Raw genomic sequence first — 15,073 nt, forward strand, 5'->3', positions numbered from 1 at the left:
CTTTGGGTCGGTTCGACCAAACAGGTGGACGGGAGCCTGGTCTTGGAGGTGCTGTGGCGCGCCGCGTGACGCCGAAGGCGGACCTCGCGAAGCGCGCTGGCCATTCTTACGACGACGGCACCCGGCGGACCGAGATCCTGCAGACGGCGGCGTCGTTGATCGCCACGTCGGGGCTGCGGACATCGCTGCAAGAGATCGCCGACGCCGCGGGCATCCTGCCGGGCAGCCTCTACCACCACTTCGATTCCAAGGAAGCGATCCTCGTCGAGTTGCTGCGGCGCTATCACGAGGATCTCGACCGCATTGCCGAGCAGGCCCTCGACCGGCTCGACGATCCGGCTCCGCTGTCGGCGTTCGACCGGATCGTGGAACTGGGCGCCGCGATCGCCGAGTGCGCGGTGACGCACAGCGCCGCGTTGCAGATGACGTTCTACGAGGCCCCGACGTCGAACCCGGAACTGGCCACGCTGGCCCAACAACGTCCGGCGAAGATCCTCGAGGCGATGGTGCAGACGCTGCGCGCCGCGCGGTGGAGTGGATACCTGCGCCCGGACGTCGACCTGCCGATCCTGGCCGACCGGATCGTCCAGTCGATGCGCCAGGTCGGCCTCGACGTCATCCGGCACAGTGCGGGCGCCGACAAGGTCGCGGAAACGTTGTGCAGGATCCTGCTGGAGGGCCTGGCCACCGTTCCGCCGAGCGACGCCCAACTCGATCGCTCCGCGGCGTTCATCGCCGCCGACGATGCGGTGAAATCGTGGATCGAGGATGAGCAGAACGCCCGTGACGACAAGGCCGCGCACGTGCGCGCGGTGGCGCGTGCCGAGTTCGGGCGAAAAGGCTACGAGGTCACCACGATCCGCGACATCGCCGCGGCCGCGGGCCTGGGCACCGGAACGGTGTACCGCTTGATCGGGTCGAAGGAGGAGCTGCTGGCCTCGATCATGCAGTCGTTCGGCGAGAAGGTCGCGGAGGTGGGTTGGACCAGCGTGCTGCGGTCCGACTCGTCGGCCGTCGAGAAGCTGGATGCGCTCAGTTGGATCCACACCAACGCCCTCGCCCACTTCGGTGACGAGTTTCGGATCCAGCTGGCGTGGATGCGCCAGTCGCCCCCGGACACCCCGAACATCGCCTGGCTGTTCACCAAACGCGTCCGGCAGATGAAATCACTTCTCACCGCGGGGATCCGCTCCGGTGAGATCTCGATCGACGGCCCGTCCAACGAGATACTGGCCCGCGTCGTGATCGGGGTGTCGTGGATCCCGGAGAACCTCCTGCACGATCTCGGGCCCCGCGCATCACAGATCCACGTGCGCGACACTTTGCTGCGCGGGGTCACCACACGCTCGACGGCCGACGACGCTAGCCGACGGTGATCGGTAACCTGCCCCACCCGCGCACGCTCGAGGTGTGAGCCATGGCGGCGTCGGCGTAGTCGACCTCCCACTCGGGCCACCGCCGCAGCAATTCCTCCAGCGCGACCCGCGCCTGCATCCGGGCCAGCGACGAGCCCAGGCAGAAGTGCAGTCCCTGTCCGAACGACAGGTGCGACCCTCCGCGATGGATGTCGAAACTCTCGCCGTCCGGGTAGCGCCGCTCGTCCCTGTTGGCAGAACCGTTGAGCAACAACATCACCGAACCCTCGGCGATCGTCGTGCCGTAGCACTCGGTGTCGCGGGCGACGTACCGTGCCTGCACCGGCGAGGGCGACTGATAGCGCAACACCTCTTCGATCGCTTTCGGTATCAGCGAGAAGTCGTCGATGAGTTCACGCCGCTGAGCGGGATGCTCGGCGAGCATCTGGGCGATGAATCCGATCAACCTGGTGGTCGTCTCGTTGCCGGCGCCGGCGATCATGCTCGTGTAGGTCAGCACCTCGATGCGCGACAGCGGCCGAAGTCGACCTTCGTCTTCGACCTCGGCATTGAGCAGCTGCGTCATCAGATCGTCCGACGGATGCTCGGCCCGCCATTCGATGTAGTCGGCGAACAGCTGATAGGCGTTTTCGAACGTGGCGGCCGACACCGCCTGGAAACTCCCCTCCTTCAGGCCGATCGACGCGTCGGTGTTGTCGCGGATCTGCTGCTGGCCGGCTTCGGGGATGCCCAGCAGGTAACCGATCGTGCGCATCGGGATCAGCGCCCCGAAATCGCCGATCACGTCGAAGCGGGTGGCGCCGGCCAGAGAGTCGAGCGCGCGAACGACGAACTGGCGCACCAGGCCTTCGATGGCCTCCATCCGGCGCGGGGTGAAGACCTTGGAGAGCACCCGTCGGTGGATGTCGTGCAGCGGCGGATCCTCGAACAGGATCACCCCTGGAGGCACGTCGACACCGCTCATGATGACGTCCATCGTGGTGCCCTTGCCCGATCGGTACGTGTCCCAATCATGGAGGCCCTGGGAGACGTCGTCGTAGCGGCTCAACGCATAGAAGTTGTACTTCTCGTTGTAGTACAGCGGCGCCTCGTCGCGCATCCGCTTCCAGATCGGGTACGGGTCGTCGTCGATGTCGAAATCGAACGGGTCGTAGTACAGGTCGACGGTGTTGGTGTCGGTCATTGGCTGCTTCCTCTTGTCGTGGTCAGGTTCTCGATCAAGTCACCGGCCCGCCTCAGGTATGGCCACGCGGTCTCGGGTGGGATGCCGCCGCACAGCGGTGACAGGTTGAGAAAGCCACCGCCCGCTATGATTTCGGCCGCCTCGGTTATGTCGATGATCCGGTGCGAGGTGTAGGCGGTGCGCAGTTCCGCCACATCGCGCGCGGCGGAGATCCCCGCGGAGGCGTGATTGTCGGGATTCCACTGGGCGTACATCCGGGCGTCGTGCAGCAGATGCTCGCCTATCTCCTCCCACGCCTGGTCGACGTCGTCGGCGACGAAGGTGACCGTGGGAGTGTCGGGCGGGGGCAACAACACACCGGCCGGCTCATGCCCGTGCTCCCGGGACGCGGCTTCGTACGCCTCCCGCATACCCGCTACGCTGCCGTTGGCCAGAAGGCCGAGACCGTAGCGGCCGGCGCGGCGTGCCGCCGCGAGACTGGCACCGCCCCACATCAATACCGGTCCGCCGGGAGTTCTCGACGGCGACGTCACCGTGATGCGCCGGCCGTCGTGAACAATGCACCGGCCGGTCAGCAGCGTCCTCAGCAGGGCGAGGTTCTCATCGGCCAGCACACCTCGGCGTGACCGGTCGAGGCCGAAGTGCTCGAACTCCTCGGGGCGATAACCCAGCCCGAACACATGCGACACCCGGCCATTGCTGAGGATGTCGAGCACCGCGATGTCTTCGGCCAACCGGACAGGTTCGTAGAACGGCAAGATCACCACCACGTTGAGCATCAACCGCTCGGTGCGGGCCGCGATCGCCGATGCCAACATCAGCGGAGCGGGCAGATATCCGTCCTCGGATCCGTGATACTCGCACAGCACCGCCGCCACACATCCGTGTTGCTCGGCCCACGCCGACATGTCGATGGCGGCCGCGTATAGGTCCGTCGTTGCGGCGCCGAAACTCGGTGCGCGCATGTCGAAGCGGATGGTGAGCACCGTCGATCACCCGAAAGCGTGTCGGGGCAACGTGTTCGGCAGATCCAGCGAGCTCAGCAAGCCTGCGGGAGCGGCCACGACGTAGGGAATCGCGTTGACCACGCGCATCGCGGTGGCCGCCATCGCGGCGTGCCCCGCGCCGTGGCCTTCGGCGGCGCCGACGTTCATCGCGCAGTGGATGTCGGGATCACCGTCGATGTCGACGCGATAGGTGGCGTCGAACTCCGAGGACAGCCAGTCCGGCGCCACGTCACGCGCCATGCGGATGATGTGCTGGACGACGATCGCTTCCCTGCCGTTTACCACGCCCGCGGCGCGGGTGCTCACCGCACCACAGGTCCCGGCCTTGATCGTGCCGAACGCCACCTCGATGTCCCGTTCGGTGACGCGACGGTCGAGGGTTCCGCGAACCTCCTCGACCTCCACGCCCAGCCCCTCTGCGATCAGATGAATCGGTGCCCGCCAGGCCATCTCGATGAAGCCGGGTGTCTTCAGGAGCGGTTCGAAATCCAGGGGGTGGCCGAAGCCCATGCCGTTCATCATCACGTCGGCCACCGGGTAGTGGTCGTTCAGCGCGACCTCGGTGACGGTCAGGCACCGGATCCGTTTGGACTGCGTGGCGAGCACCAGCGCGAGTTGGTCGGACCCGAAGCCGGGGAAGATTCCGGAGGCGTAGAACGATGCGCTGCCCTTCTTCGCCGCCCGTTCCATCTGGTCCCGCCACTCGGGCGAGTAGTAGGCGGGCGGATAGATCAGCGTCGTCGACGACGTGGACACCACATTGATTCCTGCTTCGAGGAGTTTCACGTAGTCCGGCACCGCACCCGCGTCCCGTTCCGGTCCGCTCGCTGTATACACCGCGCAGTCCGGTTGCAGCGCGATCAACGCATCGGCGTCGTTGGTCGCGGTCACCCCGATGGGATCACCACCGGCCAACTCCCCCGCATCCTTGCCGTTCTTCTCGTCGGAGTGCACCCACACCCCGACGAGTTCGAGGTCCGGTCTGCTGCGGATCGCGTCGATGGCGATCGACCCGACGCCGCCCGTCGCCCAGACAACGGTTCTCAGCGGTGTTGTCATGAATCCTCCCGTCGCTTTAGGTTGATGCGCTCGCCAGTGCGGCGCGCTCGAGATAGGGCCAGGCCAGATCGGGTGGCAGCCCTCCGCACAGCGGAAGCAGCGGTAGCGGTCTGCCGCCTCGCACGTAGTCGGCGGCCTCATCCAACGTGAAGATGCGGTAGGGCCCTGGTGTTTCCCGCAGTTCGGCCACGCTGTGCGCCGTCGAGATGCTCGCTACGGATTCGTCGCCGTGCCGGTAGGACGCGGCCATCATCGCGTCGTGCAGCAGGTACGACCCCAGCTCCCGCCACGCCGCGTCCACATCGTCGGCGACGAAGACTGTGGTCGGGGCACCCTCTGCGGGGAACTGCATCATGCCGGGCTCGAACCCGTTGGCGCGGCACGCGCTTTCGTAGAACGCCTTCAACTCGTCCGAGGCGACCTGGGAGATGAAGCCCAGCCCGTTGCGCGCGGCGCGCCTGGCCGCGGCCTTGCTGCCCCCGGCGATCAGCATGTAGGGTTCGCCGGGCGAAGCGGGAGGCGGTGTCACATGGACGCGCCGCCCGTCGATCTCCGTCGGCTCTCCGGTCAGCAGGCGCCGCAGCAGCGCCAACGATTCGTCGGCGATCGCACCTCGCCGGCGCTTGTCCACACCGAAATGCTCGTATTCCTCGGCGCGGTGACCGATTCCGAAGGCATAGGAGACCCGCCCCCGGCTGATGATGTCGAGGACGGCGATGTTCTCGGCGAGCCGGACCGGATTCCAGAAGGTGATGGGTACGGCCGCAAGCAGAATGGCCAATCGAGACGTTCGCGCGGCGATCGCCGAAGCCAGTAGGTGCGGCGCGGGCAGGTGGCCGTCCTCGGTGCCGTGGTGCTCGGAGAGCACGGCGATCACCGCGCCGCGCGTCTCGGCCCACTCGCACATCTGCACGGCGGCCGCGTACAGCTCGGTCGCGGGCGCTCCCGAAGCGGGCGCACGCATGTCGAAACGGAGCGTGAACATCAGCGCCGCAACAAGCCCGAGGGATTCACGACGACCGACTCTAACCTAATTTTTGTTCTGGTTTCCATTAATAGTGGATGCTATTCTCGGCGCTGGCACGTCGTCGTGGACGTCGCCGTCTCGCGCTCTCCGAGGAGGATCGATGTCCGGAGGTAAGCACCGCGTCGTGGTCTGGTCGACCGGCGGAATCGGGTCCATCGCGATCCGCGCGATCTCCCAGCGGCCCGACCTCGATCTCGTCGGGGTATGGGTGCACTCGTCCGACAAGAACGGCAAGGACGCGGGCGAACTCGCCAACGGGCAGCCGATCGGGGTCGCCGCGACCACCGACGCGGATGCGCTGATCGGGCTCGGTCCCGACTGCGTCATCTACGCCGCCAGCGGACCCGAACGGGACGCGCTCGCGGTCCCGGATTACGTGAGGCTGCTCAGCGCCGGAATCAACGTGGTGACCACCAGCACCACACGTTTGGTGAACCCCCACGCATACGAACCGGCCGAGTGGCGAGACCAACTGGTCGCGGCGGCCAAGGAGGGCCAGGTCTCCTTGTACGCCTCGGGAATCGAACCGGGTTTCGTCGCCGACTACCTCCCGCTGGTACTGAGCACGCAGTCCTCACAGATCGAGAAGATCCACGCATACGAGATCGGTCTCTACGACGACTACGGCGTGCCCGACATCATGAGCGACGCTCTGGGTTTCGGCCGGCCCCTCGACTACCAGCCGTGGATCTCGTTCCCCGGTGCGATCGCCGGCGAATGGCAGGGCCAGATTCGCATGGTCGCCGAGGCCCTCGGCGTCGACGTGCAGGAAATTCGCGAGACGTTCGACCGCGCGGTGACCGAGCGGCCGCTGGAGGTCGCGATGGGCAGGGTCGAGGCGGGTACCTGCGGAGCCCTGCGCATGCAGGCCATCGGCATCGTTGACGGCCGGGCGGCGATCGTGATCGAACACGTCACCCGCTTGGCGCCCGACGTGGCGCCCGAGTGGCCGACGATGCCGGACGCACTCGGGTACCGCATCGTGATCACCGGCCAACCCGACATCGAATGCACGATGGCGGCCACCGTCCGCGACCGCAAGGACGCTGCCATCGAGAGCATGACCTCAGGCGCAGGAGCGATGGTGGCGACCGCGATGCGGGTCGTCAACGCGGTGCCGTATGTCGTTGCCGCACAACCGGGCCTGCTCAGTTCGGTGGACCTGCCGCTGACGATCCCGAGGCACGCGTTCAACCCACGCGGGTCAGCGTGAACGGCATCTCGATATCGAGAACCTTGTTGAAACCGCAGGCGCCACTGGGACCCTCGGTCTTGTCCCACCCCTGGTACTTGTTGGGGTCCGGCGGATAACCCAGCCAGAACACCCACGACTGCTTGCCGGGGTAGGCCGTACCGTCGATGCACGGCTCCCAGTCCGGGACCGTCCTGGTGACTTTCCACCGGCCGCTCATGTACACCGCCTCCGCACTCCAGCCCTGATCGCTCACGACCCGACCGGTGCAGTCCTGATACGTCGTACATGTGGAGGTGATGGTCCACGTCTGCGTGACGCTCGCCTCGTCGTGACGGGAGTCGTTTGTCGTGGCCCATCGGCCATCCGAGAACGCGGTGAAAACTCCGTTGATCGCGACCTCGTTCTGCGCCTGCGCGTGAGGCGCTAGGTGGATCGCCGCAATCATCGTCGCCGCGATCGTCAACGCCCGGATCACTGTGCCCCTCCCCCGTAGACCAACTGCTGCCATGACTTCGGGCTATGCACGAGATCGGTTTGGCGGCCGACGTTTCCGTCCGGTGTCGCATACTGTCCGGTCTGCGGATCGTAGTGCGCGACGGCGACGGACGGTCCGTCCGCCGGACCGGTGGTACCGGAACTCGGCGTCGCGGGCACCGCCCCGGGCGGGGGTGGCGAACCGTCCGGCGGCGGGTCTTGCTGCGGTGGACCGTGCGGGATCGCCGCCTGCGGCGCAGGCACGCTGACAGCACCCTGCTGGTCCACCTCCCGCGACACCAGGGGCGGGATCGCGTTCGGCGGCAGCGACGGCATCCGCGCACCGACTGCGAGCGGCGGAGGCTGGATCGGCGGCACCGAGCCCTGCGGCAGTGGCGCGCCCTCTAGCGGGGCGAAGAGGTTCTCGTCGGCCCTGACCCGGTCGTCGGGCGGCACGCCCTGTGCGATGAGATTCGGATCGATTGGATACGCACCGAGAGTGTGCTGGCGCATCGCCAGCGGTTCGTAAGGTTTGTCGCTGTAGCACTGCTCGACGGTGGGCGCGCGTTTGCCGGGAACCCCCATGCACGGCGCGTTGCGCGCACCACGTACGACGATCGGCGAATCCTGCGGCAGCTTGCAGTAAATCCCGTCCGGCGTGTCGACCGTGGTCTGATCGTCCGGGCTCCGCCATTCCGAGGGTGGCAGGAAGCCGACGGTGCACGGGTTGGGGTCGGCCATCTGAATACGGAAGTCTCCCAGGGCGATACCGGTGGGATTGTTATGGGGAGCCGACGACTGCACGTTGGCCACGAACGGCGGTAACAGCACGAGCACCTGTTCGAGCGAGGGCCGGTAGGTCACTGCGACCTGACCGATGGTGGTCATGTTAGCCAACAGCACCGGCAGGGTCGGCCTGACCTGTTCGAGCAGCGTGGAGACCTGGTTCGCCGCGGCGGGGCCCTCCTCAAGCAGTGTGCGGAGCTGCGGGTCGTTGGCCACGACCTGACCGGTGATCCCGGCGAGGCTTCGCACCCACACCCGCAACGAGTCGGTCGAGCGGACCTGCGAATCCAGCAGAGGCACCGAGTCTTCGGCCAACCTCGCCGAGCGCGACGGGTCCTCGTTCAGGGCTTCGGAGAGCGTGGCCGACGAGTCCACCAGCGAACCCATGTCGAAGCCGGCTCCGCTGAACGCCTTGTACGATTCGTCGATCAATTCGCTCAGGCGACCCTTGGGGATGCTCGCGATCAGGGTGTTCACCTGCTCGAGCATCGGGCTCACCGGTTGCGGAATCGTGGTGTCGGACATGGCGATCACCGATCCGTCTTCCAGATACGGCGGCGACTCGGTGCGCGGAAGCAGCTCGACGTACTGCTCGCCGACGGCTGACACGCTGCGCACTTCGGCCTGCAGATCGGACGGGATTCTCGGCGAGGTGTCGAGCCGCAGCGTCGCGGTGGCCCGGGTGCGGGACACGTCAATCTCGGTCACCTTGCCGATCTGCACCCCACGATAGGTGACGTTGGCGAACCGGTAGAGCCCACCGGAGGACGGCAACTCCATTTTGACGGTGATCTTCCCAATGCCCAGCAGGGTGGGCACCTGCATGTAGGCGAACACCATTGCGACTACGCCGATGATCGACGCGGTCGAGAAGATCACGAGCTGGATGCGGACCATCCGCGGCAGCATCAGCCACCACCCCCCGGTTCCCACGGCGCGGGCGCAGCATTGGGAATCGGGCCGAAGGGCGGCGAGGTGCCCACGCCCAATGGGAATTTGGTGTAGTACGCGTCATATCCGGGGTCACCCGGCGCGGGAATCAACGATGCACGGTTCTGCCCGAGCGCGGTACCGAGCAGCAATCCACGCTTGAGCCGCGCGTTCGTCCAGTCCACCGTGACGAAGAGATTCACGTAATCACCGCGCACCCCGCGGTCGATCAAGTTCTGGCTCAAAGGGAACGTGGGCAAGGCAGCCAGCGCCGTGTCGATCTCTGCGCCCACGTCGGCGAGCGCGCGCAGGGTCGGTTCCAAGTTGTGCAAATTCGCCACGAGGTCGGCCTGCGTGTCGTTGATCAAGCCGGAAACCGTTTCGCTGAACTGCCCCAACCGATCCAGTGCGGTGGTGAAGCTGGGACGTTCCCGGATCAGGACGTCGAGCGCGGGTGGAATCTTGTCGAGCGCGCGGGTGAGCAGCCGTTGTTCATCACCCAACCGCTGCGAGAACCTGTTCAGCTCGTCGATGGTCGCGATGATGTTCTCGCGCTGTTGGTAAAGGGACCCGACGAAGGTGTCCAGCCGGGTGATCAAGTCGCGCACCGTTCCCTGACGTCCCGACAGCGCGGTGTTGAAATTGGCGATGATGTCGCCGATCTGGCCCAGTCCCCCGCCGTTGACCACCGCCGCCAGGGACGACAGCGTCTGTTCTGTCGACGGATAGGTCGACGTTCTGTCGAGAGCGATGGTGGCGCCGGGACTGAGCCTTCCGCGCGGTTTGTCGCCGGGCGGTGGGTCGAGCGCGATGTGCATCGATCCCAGGAGGCTGGTCTGCCCCACCGTAGCCACAGCGTTGCCGGGCACCACGACCTCGGGCTTGACCGAGACCTCCAGGTCGATGTGCCAGCCGTGCAGCGTCATCTTCCCGACGCTGCCGACCACGACATCGTCGATCGTCACCGGCGAATTCGACTCTAGGGTTCCGACATTCGCAAGTTCGACGTGGTAGACGTTGCTATCAGGCCCTCGGCCCACCGCGCCCGGCAGGGGCAGCGAGTTGACCCCCTGGAATGAGCAACCGGTGACCGTCAGCAGGATGCTCAGGCCGACCGCCACCATCCGACGAGCCGTCATGAGGGGGCTCCACCGTGTGGGACCGGGGGCGCTCCCGCCGGCTGCGCCGGCGAGTACGGCACCGCCGGAGCCTGCGGGTTGGGCCGCTCGGCGGGCAACAACATGTCCTGCAGTGTCGGCGGACCGGGTGCTGCAGGCGCCGCGAGTGGTGCGGGCGGCAGACCGGGCGGGGCGGGCGGCGCGCCCCATCCGGGAGGCGGCGGCACATCGCCGATTCCCGTGTACGCCGACACCGCGGGCGGGGGCTCGGGCTGATCGTCGGGCGGCCCGCCCGCACCCGGCATCAACTCCGGTTCGGAATACCGCAGCATGTACGGGGGCGGGTTCGACGTCAAAAAAAGGCTGAACGGGAACGGGACGTTGTTGATGCTCGCCGTGCGCAGGCCGGGCCCGAGGTACTGCGCGCACAGCTTGCCGGTGGTGGGCGAGGTGACGTTCTGGAGCGCCCCGATCATGCCGCAGAAGGCCCACACCGGATTCGACAGGTTGTTGAGCACGAACACACCGCTGGCGGCGCCGGTACGCGGGTCGAACATGTTGACCGCGTTGGCGATCGAGTGCGGCGCGATGTGCAGTACGTTCTCCAGTGCCATGCGATTGTCGACGAGGTTCTGGGTGACGTTGGCCAGTCGCTGAATTTGTTCGGCGGTCTGGTCTCGGCTGCCCCTGATGAACCGGGTCGTCTCGCCCACGACGTCGGACAAGTTCTTCAGCGCGGCGTCGAGATCGGATCGGCTGTCGTCGACGACGCTGGTCAACGTCGCGAACCTGTCCTGGAACTGCACGATCTGCTCGTTGCTGTCGCGCAGCGCGGTGACGAACGTCTGCAAGTGGTTGATGGTGTCGACGATGTTGCCGCTGCCGTCGGCGAGTATGCGACCGACACCCGACAGCTGCGCAAGCGTTTGACGCAGTTTGTCGCCGTTGCCGGCGAGCGCGCCGGCCGCGCTGTCGATGAACCTGCCGACCGAACCAGTCGACATACCCTCGGCGGGGCCGAGGTCCGTCGCCAGGCGCATCAGCTGCTCTTTGACCTCGTTCCACTCGACCGGAACTGCCGTGCGGTCCAACGGGATAACGGCACCATCGGCCATCACCGGCCCCGACTCGTAGGCGGGTGTCAGTTGGACGTACCGCGCCGAGACCAGGTTCTGCGCAACGATAACCGCCTTGGCGCCGGCGGGCACCCTGATGCCGTGGTCGACGACCAACCTCATCTCGGCCTGGGTGCCGACCGGTTTGATCGATTCGATGGAGCCCACCTTGACGCCGGCGATACGGACCTCGTCACCGGGGTAGATGGCGGTCGCGGTGGTGAAGTGGGCGGTGATGGTCGTGGGCCGCAACACGGTCTGCCGGAACAGGACGACGGCGCCGCCGACGAGCGCCACCGCCAGCGCCACAGCGAGCGCACGCTTCACCCAGATGTTGTTCATCGCCCCGGACCCCACTGCTCATGGGGCATCGGAATTCCGTTGTACGGGAACGGAAGCTCAGCGCGCGGCCCGGCGTTGTCGGGGGGCTGGCCAGCGTTGACCCCGCGCCGAAACCCGAACGCATAGTCGAAGAACGGCTGGAATATCTGACCGAAGAAGATGTTGGGTATGTAGGCCTGGTAGTAAGGACCGTTACCGATCGTCTCGCCCAACGTGATCTGGAACTTCGCCAGCCCCGGAAGCGCTTTGGCGATGTTGTCGCGGTTGCGCTCCAGGATCTCGGTGACGCCGTTGAGCTTCTCCAATGTGGGTGCTAGCTGTTTCTCGTTGTCGGCGATGAGGCCGGACAGCTGCTTGGATAACGCCGATGTGTGCGCGAGCAGTTCGACGATGGCGTAGCGCCGCGCCGACAACACCGACACCAGGTCGTTGGCGTTCAGGATCAGCGTGCTCACCTGCTGGCTGCGGTCCGACAGGATCTCGGTGACATCGGCGCCGTTTTCCAGCAGATCCCCCAGCGTTTCGTCACGGTCGTTGATCGCCCTTGACAGCCGGGTCAGCCCGTCGAACGCCGGGCCCAGCTGCGGCGCCACCTGATCCAGGGTCGCGGCCAACGTATCCAAGGACTGGTTCAACGACGCGGTGTCGGTGCCCGCGGTGTTGCTCGTCAGCTCGCTGACCGCTTCGGTCAACGAATACGGGGATGCGGTGCGCGACACAGGGATCACGTCCATCGGGTGCAGTGAACCCTCGCCCTTCGATTCCAGGGTCACGACCCGCTCGCCCAGCAGGGTTCCGGTCCGGATGTGTGCGGTGGTGTCCGACCCCAGCGACACCGAGCCGTCGACCACCATCGTCACCAGCGCGTTGCGCCCCTGGAGCGCAACGCCGGAGACCGTCCCCACCTTGATTCCCGAGATCGTGACGTCGTTGCCCGCCGCCAGCCCGCCGGCGTCGGTGAACTGCGCCTGATACCGCACCGCGGTCGCCCATGACACCAGTCGTTCCGGAGCGAGCCCGACGGCGATGACGAGGACGATCAGCACCACGCCGAGGATTCCGGCGCGGATGAGTTGTCTGCCACGGTATTTCAGCATCAGGGCTCGGCACACCTCCCGTTTTCCTGTTTGAGCCAGGGGAAGACCGCGGTGCGGCCCTGCAGGTCGGTCACCCGCCACTTGAGTTCGCAGATGTAGTAGTTGAAGAAGCTTCCGTACGACCCGGTACGGACCAGTTTCCGGTAGTTCTCGGGCGCCTTCTGCAGGCTCGTGTCGATCCGGTCCTTCTGGAAGTCGAGGTTGGGCGCCAATCGGGCAAGCTCATCGATGGTGCCCGCCAGCGGCGCGCGCGCATCGCTGAGGAGGTCGGCCACGGAGGCCGAGCCGTTGTTCAGCGACTCGATCGCTGTGCCGATCGGGTCGCGTTCGGCCGCAAGCTCCGTGACGAGCTTCTCCAGGCGGTCGATCGTGCCCGAGAACTTGTCGCCCTCGCGATTCAGGGTCGTAAGCAGGGTGCGCAGATTGTCGATCAGCGCCTGGATCGTCTGGTTGTGCTCGGCAAGGGCTGTGGTGAAGCCGGAGGTGTTGTTCAGCAGCGACTGCAGGGTGCCGCCCTGCCCCTGAAAAATTTGGATCAGTGACGCCGACAAGGCGTTCACATCCTCCGGATTGAGTCCCCGGATAACGGGTTTGAGGCCGCCGAGAAGGAGGTCGAGATCAAGGGCGCCCTGGGTCCGCTCCACCGGAATCTGGGAGTCGGGTGGCATCGGTGTTCTGTCGGGCCCCTCAATCAGCTCCAGGTATCGGTCGCCGACCAGGTTCAGGTACCGGACCGCGGCTCGCGTGCCCGTGGTCATGCGTACATTCGGATCGGCGTCGAAGCTGACCAGCACGGATTTGTCGGGGCGTAGCTTGACGCTGTTGACCGTGCCGACCCGCATCCCGGCCACCCGCACGGATTGTCCGGTCTTCAGCCGGGAGGCGTCGGCGAACACCGCCGTGTAATCCTTGGTGCTGCCGGTTTGGTACTGGCCGAAGATGAAGAACAGCGATGCGGTGAGCAACGTCATCACGAGCGCGAAAAGCCCGAACTTGACCACGGTCGGCCGCAGCGAACGCCTCATCCGGGCATTCCGATCTGTGCTGTATTACGGGGCGGCCCAGCGGTTTCGGTGTCGGGGAACATGATCTGCTTGATGATGTCGGCATTGAGGACGATGCCCGGATAGGTGCGTCGCCACGGATTGGTACCGGTGTCCGCCACCACATACGGTGCGGCGGTCTCGAACGGCAGCTTCGGCAGCCCGGTGCACTGCGGACCGCCCTCGGCGCCTGCCTTGGGCAGATCCAGGGGATAGCGGTACCGCTCCTGCGCCCACAGGAAGCCGGCCAGCACCTCGACGCCCGGGGCTTTCAACGGTGGGAAATGCGCTGACTCGACTATGCCGGCCAGCGCACACCACAATGCCTGGTTGTACTCGTTGGTGAGGGAAGTGGTCGGGACCAACAGCCGCGCGACGTCGGTCAGCGACTGACGGTTCTGCGTGATCACCTCGTTGCCGACATCGGCGAGCCCGATCACGCTGAGGAGCGCCGCATCGAGATCGTCTTGTTTGTCGACGATGGACTCGCTGATGGTCGCCGCGTTGTCGGCGATCGACACGAGATCCTCTGACGTGTCTGCGTATGCGCGAAGCACTCCGGGAGCCAGTTCCAGATCGCGGTTGAGCGCCGGCAGGCTGGGCTCCAGCGTCGCCAGGTAAGAATCGAGATCGGAGAGCATCTTGCCGAACTTCTGTCCCCGACCGGATACGGCCTGCGCGATCGCGCCGAGCGTGGCATTCAGTTTCGCCGGTTCGATCGTGGACAGCACCGAGGTCAGCTGCTCGAAGACGGTGTTCACCTCGACCATCACATGCTGGGCCTCGATCACCTGACCGGCGCGCAGCGATTGGGGTGACGGCTCGTCGGGAAAGACGAATTGGACCTGTTTGGCGCCGAACACCGTTGGCGCCGCGATGTCGACGAGCGCGTTGGCCGGAATCGCATCGAGCCGCGAAGGATCCATTGCCAGATGCAGGGCCGCCTCACCACTCGGGAGTACTTCGATCGATGCGACCCGGCCGACCTGGACACCGCGGACTTGAACCTTGGCGTCCGGATTCATCACCAGCCCGGCACGCTGCGAAACCACGGTCACCGGAACGGTATCGGAGAAGTCGCCGCGAAACAGGCTCGCCGCCAACGCGAACACCGCCACGACCGCGACGATCGATGCCAATCCGACGAGTGGGCGCAGTAGATAGCGCTTCACCGATCGCTCCCGCGCTCATGCCCGAGGTGTCCCGCACCGCACCCCATCGGTCGGTATGACAATCCCGCTTTCCCCCCAGTGTGCGATCGAGGACGGTGCAGGACTTTACGTCGGAACATATCTTTGGGTCAATCACTCCCGATATCGAG

At 66.0% G+C, this 15,073-nt stretch carries 13 protein-coding genes; 2 read left to right on the plus strand and 11 right to left on the minus strand.

What is annotated here, in order from left to right:
- Window positions 1-65: 65 nt before the first annotated feature.
- Entirely contained in the window at window positions 66-1,376 is a 1,311-nt protein-coding gene (locus tag AAHH99_RS07405; RefSeq protein WP_418768086.1) for a TetR/AcrR family transcriptional regulator, read from the plus strand.
- Here AAHH99_RS07405 and AAHH99_RS07410 read toward each other — a convergent pair.
- From AAHH99_RS07410 to AAHH99_RS07425, 4 genes are read right to left on the minus strand one after another with little or no spacing between them, the layout of a single operon-like run.
- Window positions 1,363-2,559, minus strand: coding sequence for a cytochrome P450 (locus tag AAHH99_RS07410; protein WP_418768087.1), 1,197 nt, complete (start codon window positions 2,557-2,559; stop codon window positions 1,363-1,365). The two genes, AAHH99_RS07405 and AAHH99_RS07410, sit on opposite strands and share 14 nt — an antisense overlap.
- On the minus strand, window positions 2,556-3,545 hold the full coding sequence (locus tag AAHH99_RS07415; protein WP_418768088.1) for an LLM class flavin-dependent oxidoreductase: 990 nt from the start codon (window positions 3,543-3,545) through the stop codon (window positions 2,556-2,558). The genes AAHH99_RS07410 and AAHH99_RS07415 overlap by 4 nt, the downstream gene beginning before the upstream one ends.
- A gap of 6 nt (window positions 3,546-3,551) precedes the next feature.
- The gene (locus tag AAHH99_RS07420) at window positions 3,552-4,625 is read right to left on the minus strand and encodes a dihydrodipicolinate reductase (protein ID WP_418768089.1); all 1,074 of its coding nucleotides are present in this window, start codon (window positions 4,623-4,625) and stop codon (window positions 3,552-3,554) included.
- A gap of 16 nt (window positions 4,626-4,641) precedes the next feature.
- On the minus strand, window positions 4,642-5,610 hold the full coding sequence (locus tag AAHH99_RS07425) for an LLM class flavin-dependent oxidoreductase (RefSeq protein ID WP_418768090.1): 969 nt from the start codon (window positions 5,608-5,610) through the stop codon (window positions 4,642-4,644).
- Window positions 5,611-5,752: 142 nt separating this feature from the next.
- Between AAHH99_RS07425 and AAHH99_RS07430 the strand changes: the two genes are divergently transcribed.
- Window positions 5,753-6,865: a dihydrodipicolinate reductase gene (locus tag AAHH99_RS07430; protein WP_418768091.1), complete on the plus strand. Its 1,113-nt coding sequence runs from the start codon at window positions 5,753-5,755 to the stop codon at window positions 6,863-6,865.
- On the opposite strand, the gene AAHH99_RS07435 is transcribed toward AAHH99_RS07430, so the two are convergent.
- The 7 genes from AAHH99_RS07435 to AAHH99_RS07465 are packed head-to-tail and all read right to left on the minus strand — an operon-like array spanning window position 6,843 to window position 14,924.
- The gene (locus tag AAHH99_RS07435; RefSeq protein ID WP_418768092.1) at window positions 6,843-7,322 is read right to left on the minus strand and encodes a hypothetical protein; all 480 of its coding nucleotides are present in this window, start codon (window positions 7,320-7,322) and stop codon (window positions 6,843-6,845) included. The two genes, AAHH99_RS07430 and AAHH99_RS07435, sit on opposite strands and share 23 nt — an antisense overlap.
- Complete coding sequence (locus tag AAHH99_RS07440; protein WP_418769545.1) at window positions 7,319-9,016, minus strand: MCE family protein; 1,698 nt, start codon at window positions 9,014-9,016, stop codon at window positions 7,319-7,321. Before AAHH99_RS07440 ends, AAHH99_RS07435 begins: the two co-directional genes overlap by 4 nt.
- Complete coding sequence (locus AAHH99_RS07445) at window positions 9,016-10,176, minus strand: MCE family protein (RefSeq protein ID WP_418768093.1); 1,161 nt, start codon at window positions 10,174-10,176, stop codon at window positions 9,016-9,018. Before AAHH99_RS07445 ends, AAHH99_RS07440 begins: the two co-directional genes overlap by 1 nt.
- Complete coding sequence (locus tag AAHH99_RS07450; RefSeq protein WP_418768094.1) at window positions 10,173-11,612, minus strand: MCE family protein; 1,440 nt, start codon at window positions 11,610-11,612, stop codon at window positions 10,173-10,175. Before AAHH99_RS07450 ends, AAHH99_RS07445 begins: the two co-directional genes overlap by 4 nt.
- Entirely contained in the window at window positions 11,609-12,709 is a 1,101-nt protein-coding gene (locus AAHH99_RS07455) for an MCE family protein (protein WP_418768095.1), read from the minus strand. Before AAHH99_RS07455 ends, AAHH99_RS07450 begins: the two co-directional genes overlap by 4 nt.
- Window positions 12,709-13,734, minus strand: a complete 1,026-nt coding sequence (locus AAHH99_RS07460) for an MCE family protein (RefSeq protein WP_418768096.1) — start codon at window positions 13,732-13,734, stop codon at window positions 12,709-12,711. Before AAHH99_RS07460 ends, AAHH99_RS07455 begins: the two co-directional genes overlap by 1 nt.
- Window positions 13,731-14,924 (minus strand): MCE family protein, encoded by a 1,194-nt coding sequence (locus tag AAHH99_RS07465; protein WP_418768097.1) that lies wholly within the window; start codon window positions 14,922-14,924, stop codon window positions 13,731-13,733. Before AAHH99_RS07465 ends, AAHH99_RS07460 begins: the two co-directional genes overlap by 4 nt.
- Window positions 14,925-15,073 lie beyond the last annotated feature (149 nt).

The organism is Mycobacterium neumannii, from assembly GCF_048452905.1.
Classification (GTDB): Bacteria; Actinomycetota; Actinomycetes; order Mycobacteriales; family Mycobacteriaceae; genus Mycobacterium; species Mycobacterium neumannii_B.

Coding starts and splice junctions, on each gene's coding strand:
- AAHH99_RS07445 (WP_418768093.1), bottom strand. CDS start 10,176: ATGACGGCTCGTCGGATGGTGGCGGTCGGCCTGAGCATCCTGCTGACG.
- AAHH99_RS07420 (WP_418768089.1), bottom strand. CDS start 4,625: ATGACAACACCGCTGAGAACCGTTGTCTGGGCGACGGGCGGCGTCGGG.
- AAHH99_RS07425 (WP_418768090.1), bottom strand. CDS start 5,610: ATGTTCACGCTCCGTTTCGACATGCGTGCGCCCGCTTCGGGAGCGCCC.
- AAHH99_RS07430 (WP_418768091.1), top strand. CDS start 5,753: ATGTCCGGAGGTAAGCACCGCGTCGTGGTCTGGTCGACCGGCGGAATC.
- AAHH99_RS07440 (WP_418769545.1), bottom strand. CDS start 9,016: ATGCTGCCGCGGATGGTCCGCATCCAGCTCGTGATCTTCTCGACCGCG.
- AAHH99_RS07460 (WP_418768096.1), bottom strand. CDS start 13,734: ATGAGGCGTTCGCTGCGGCCGACCGTGGTCAAGTTCGGGCTTTTCGCG.
- AAHH99_RS07450 (WP_418768094.1), bottom strand. CDS start 11,612: ATGAACAACATCTGGGTGAAGCGTGCGCTCGCTGTGGCGCTGGCGGTG.
- AAHH99_RS07410 (WP_418768087.1), bottom strand. CDS start 2,559: ATGACCGACACCAACACCGTCGACCTGTACTACGACCCGTTCGATTTC.
- AAHH99_RS07455 (WP_418768095.1), bottom strand. CDS start 12,709: ATGCTGAAATACCGTGGCAGACAACTCATCCGCGCCGGAATCCTCGGC.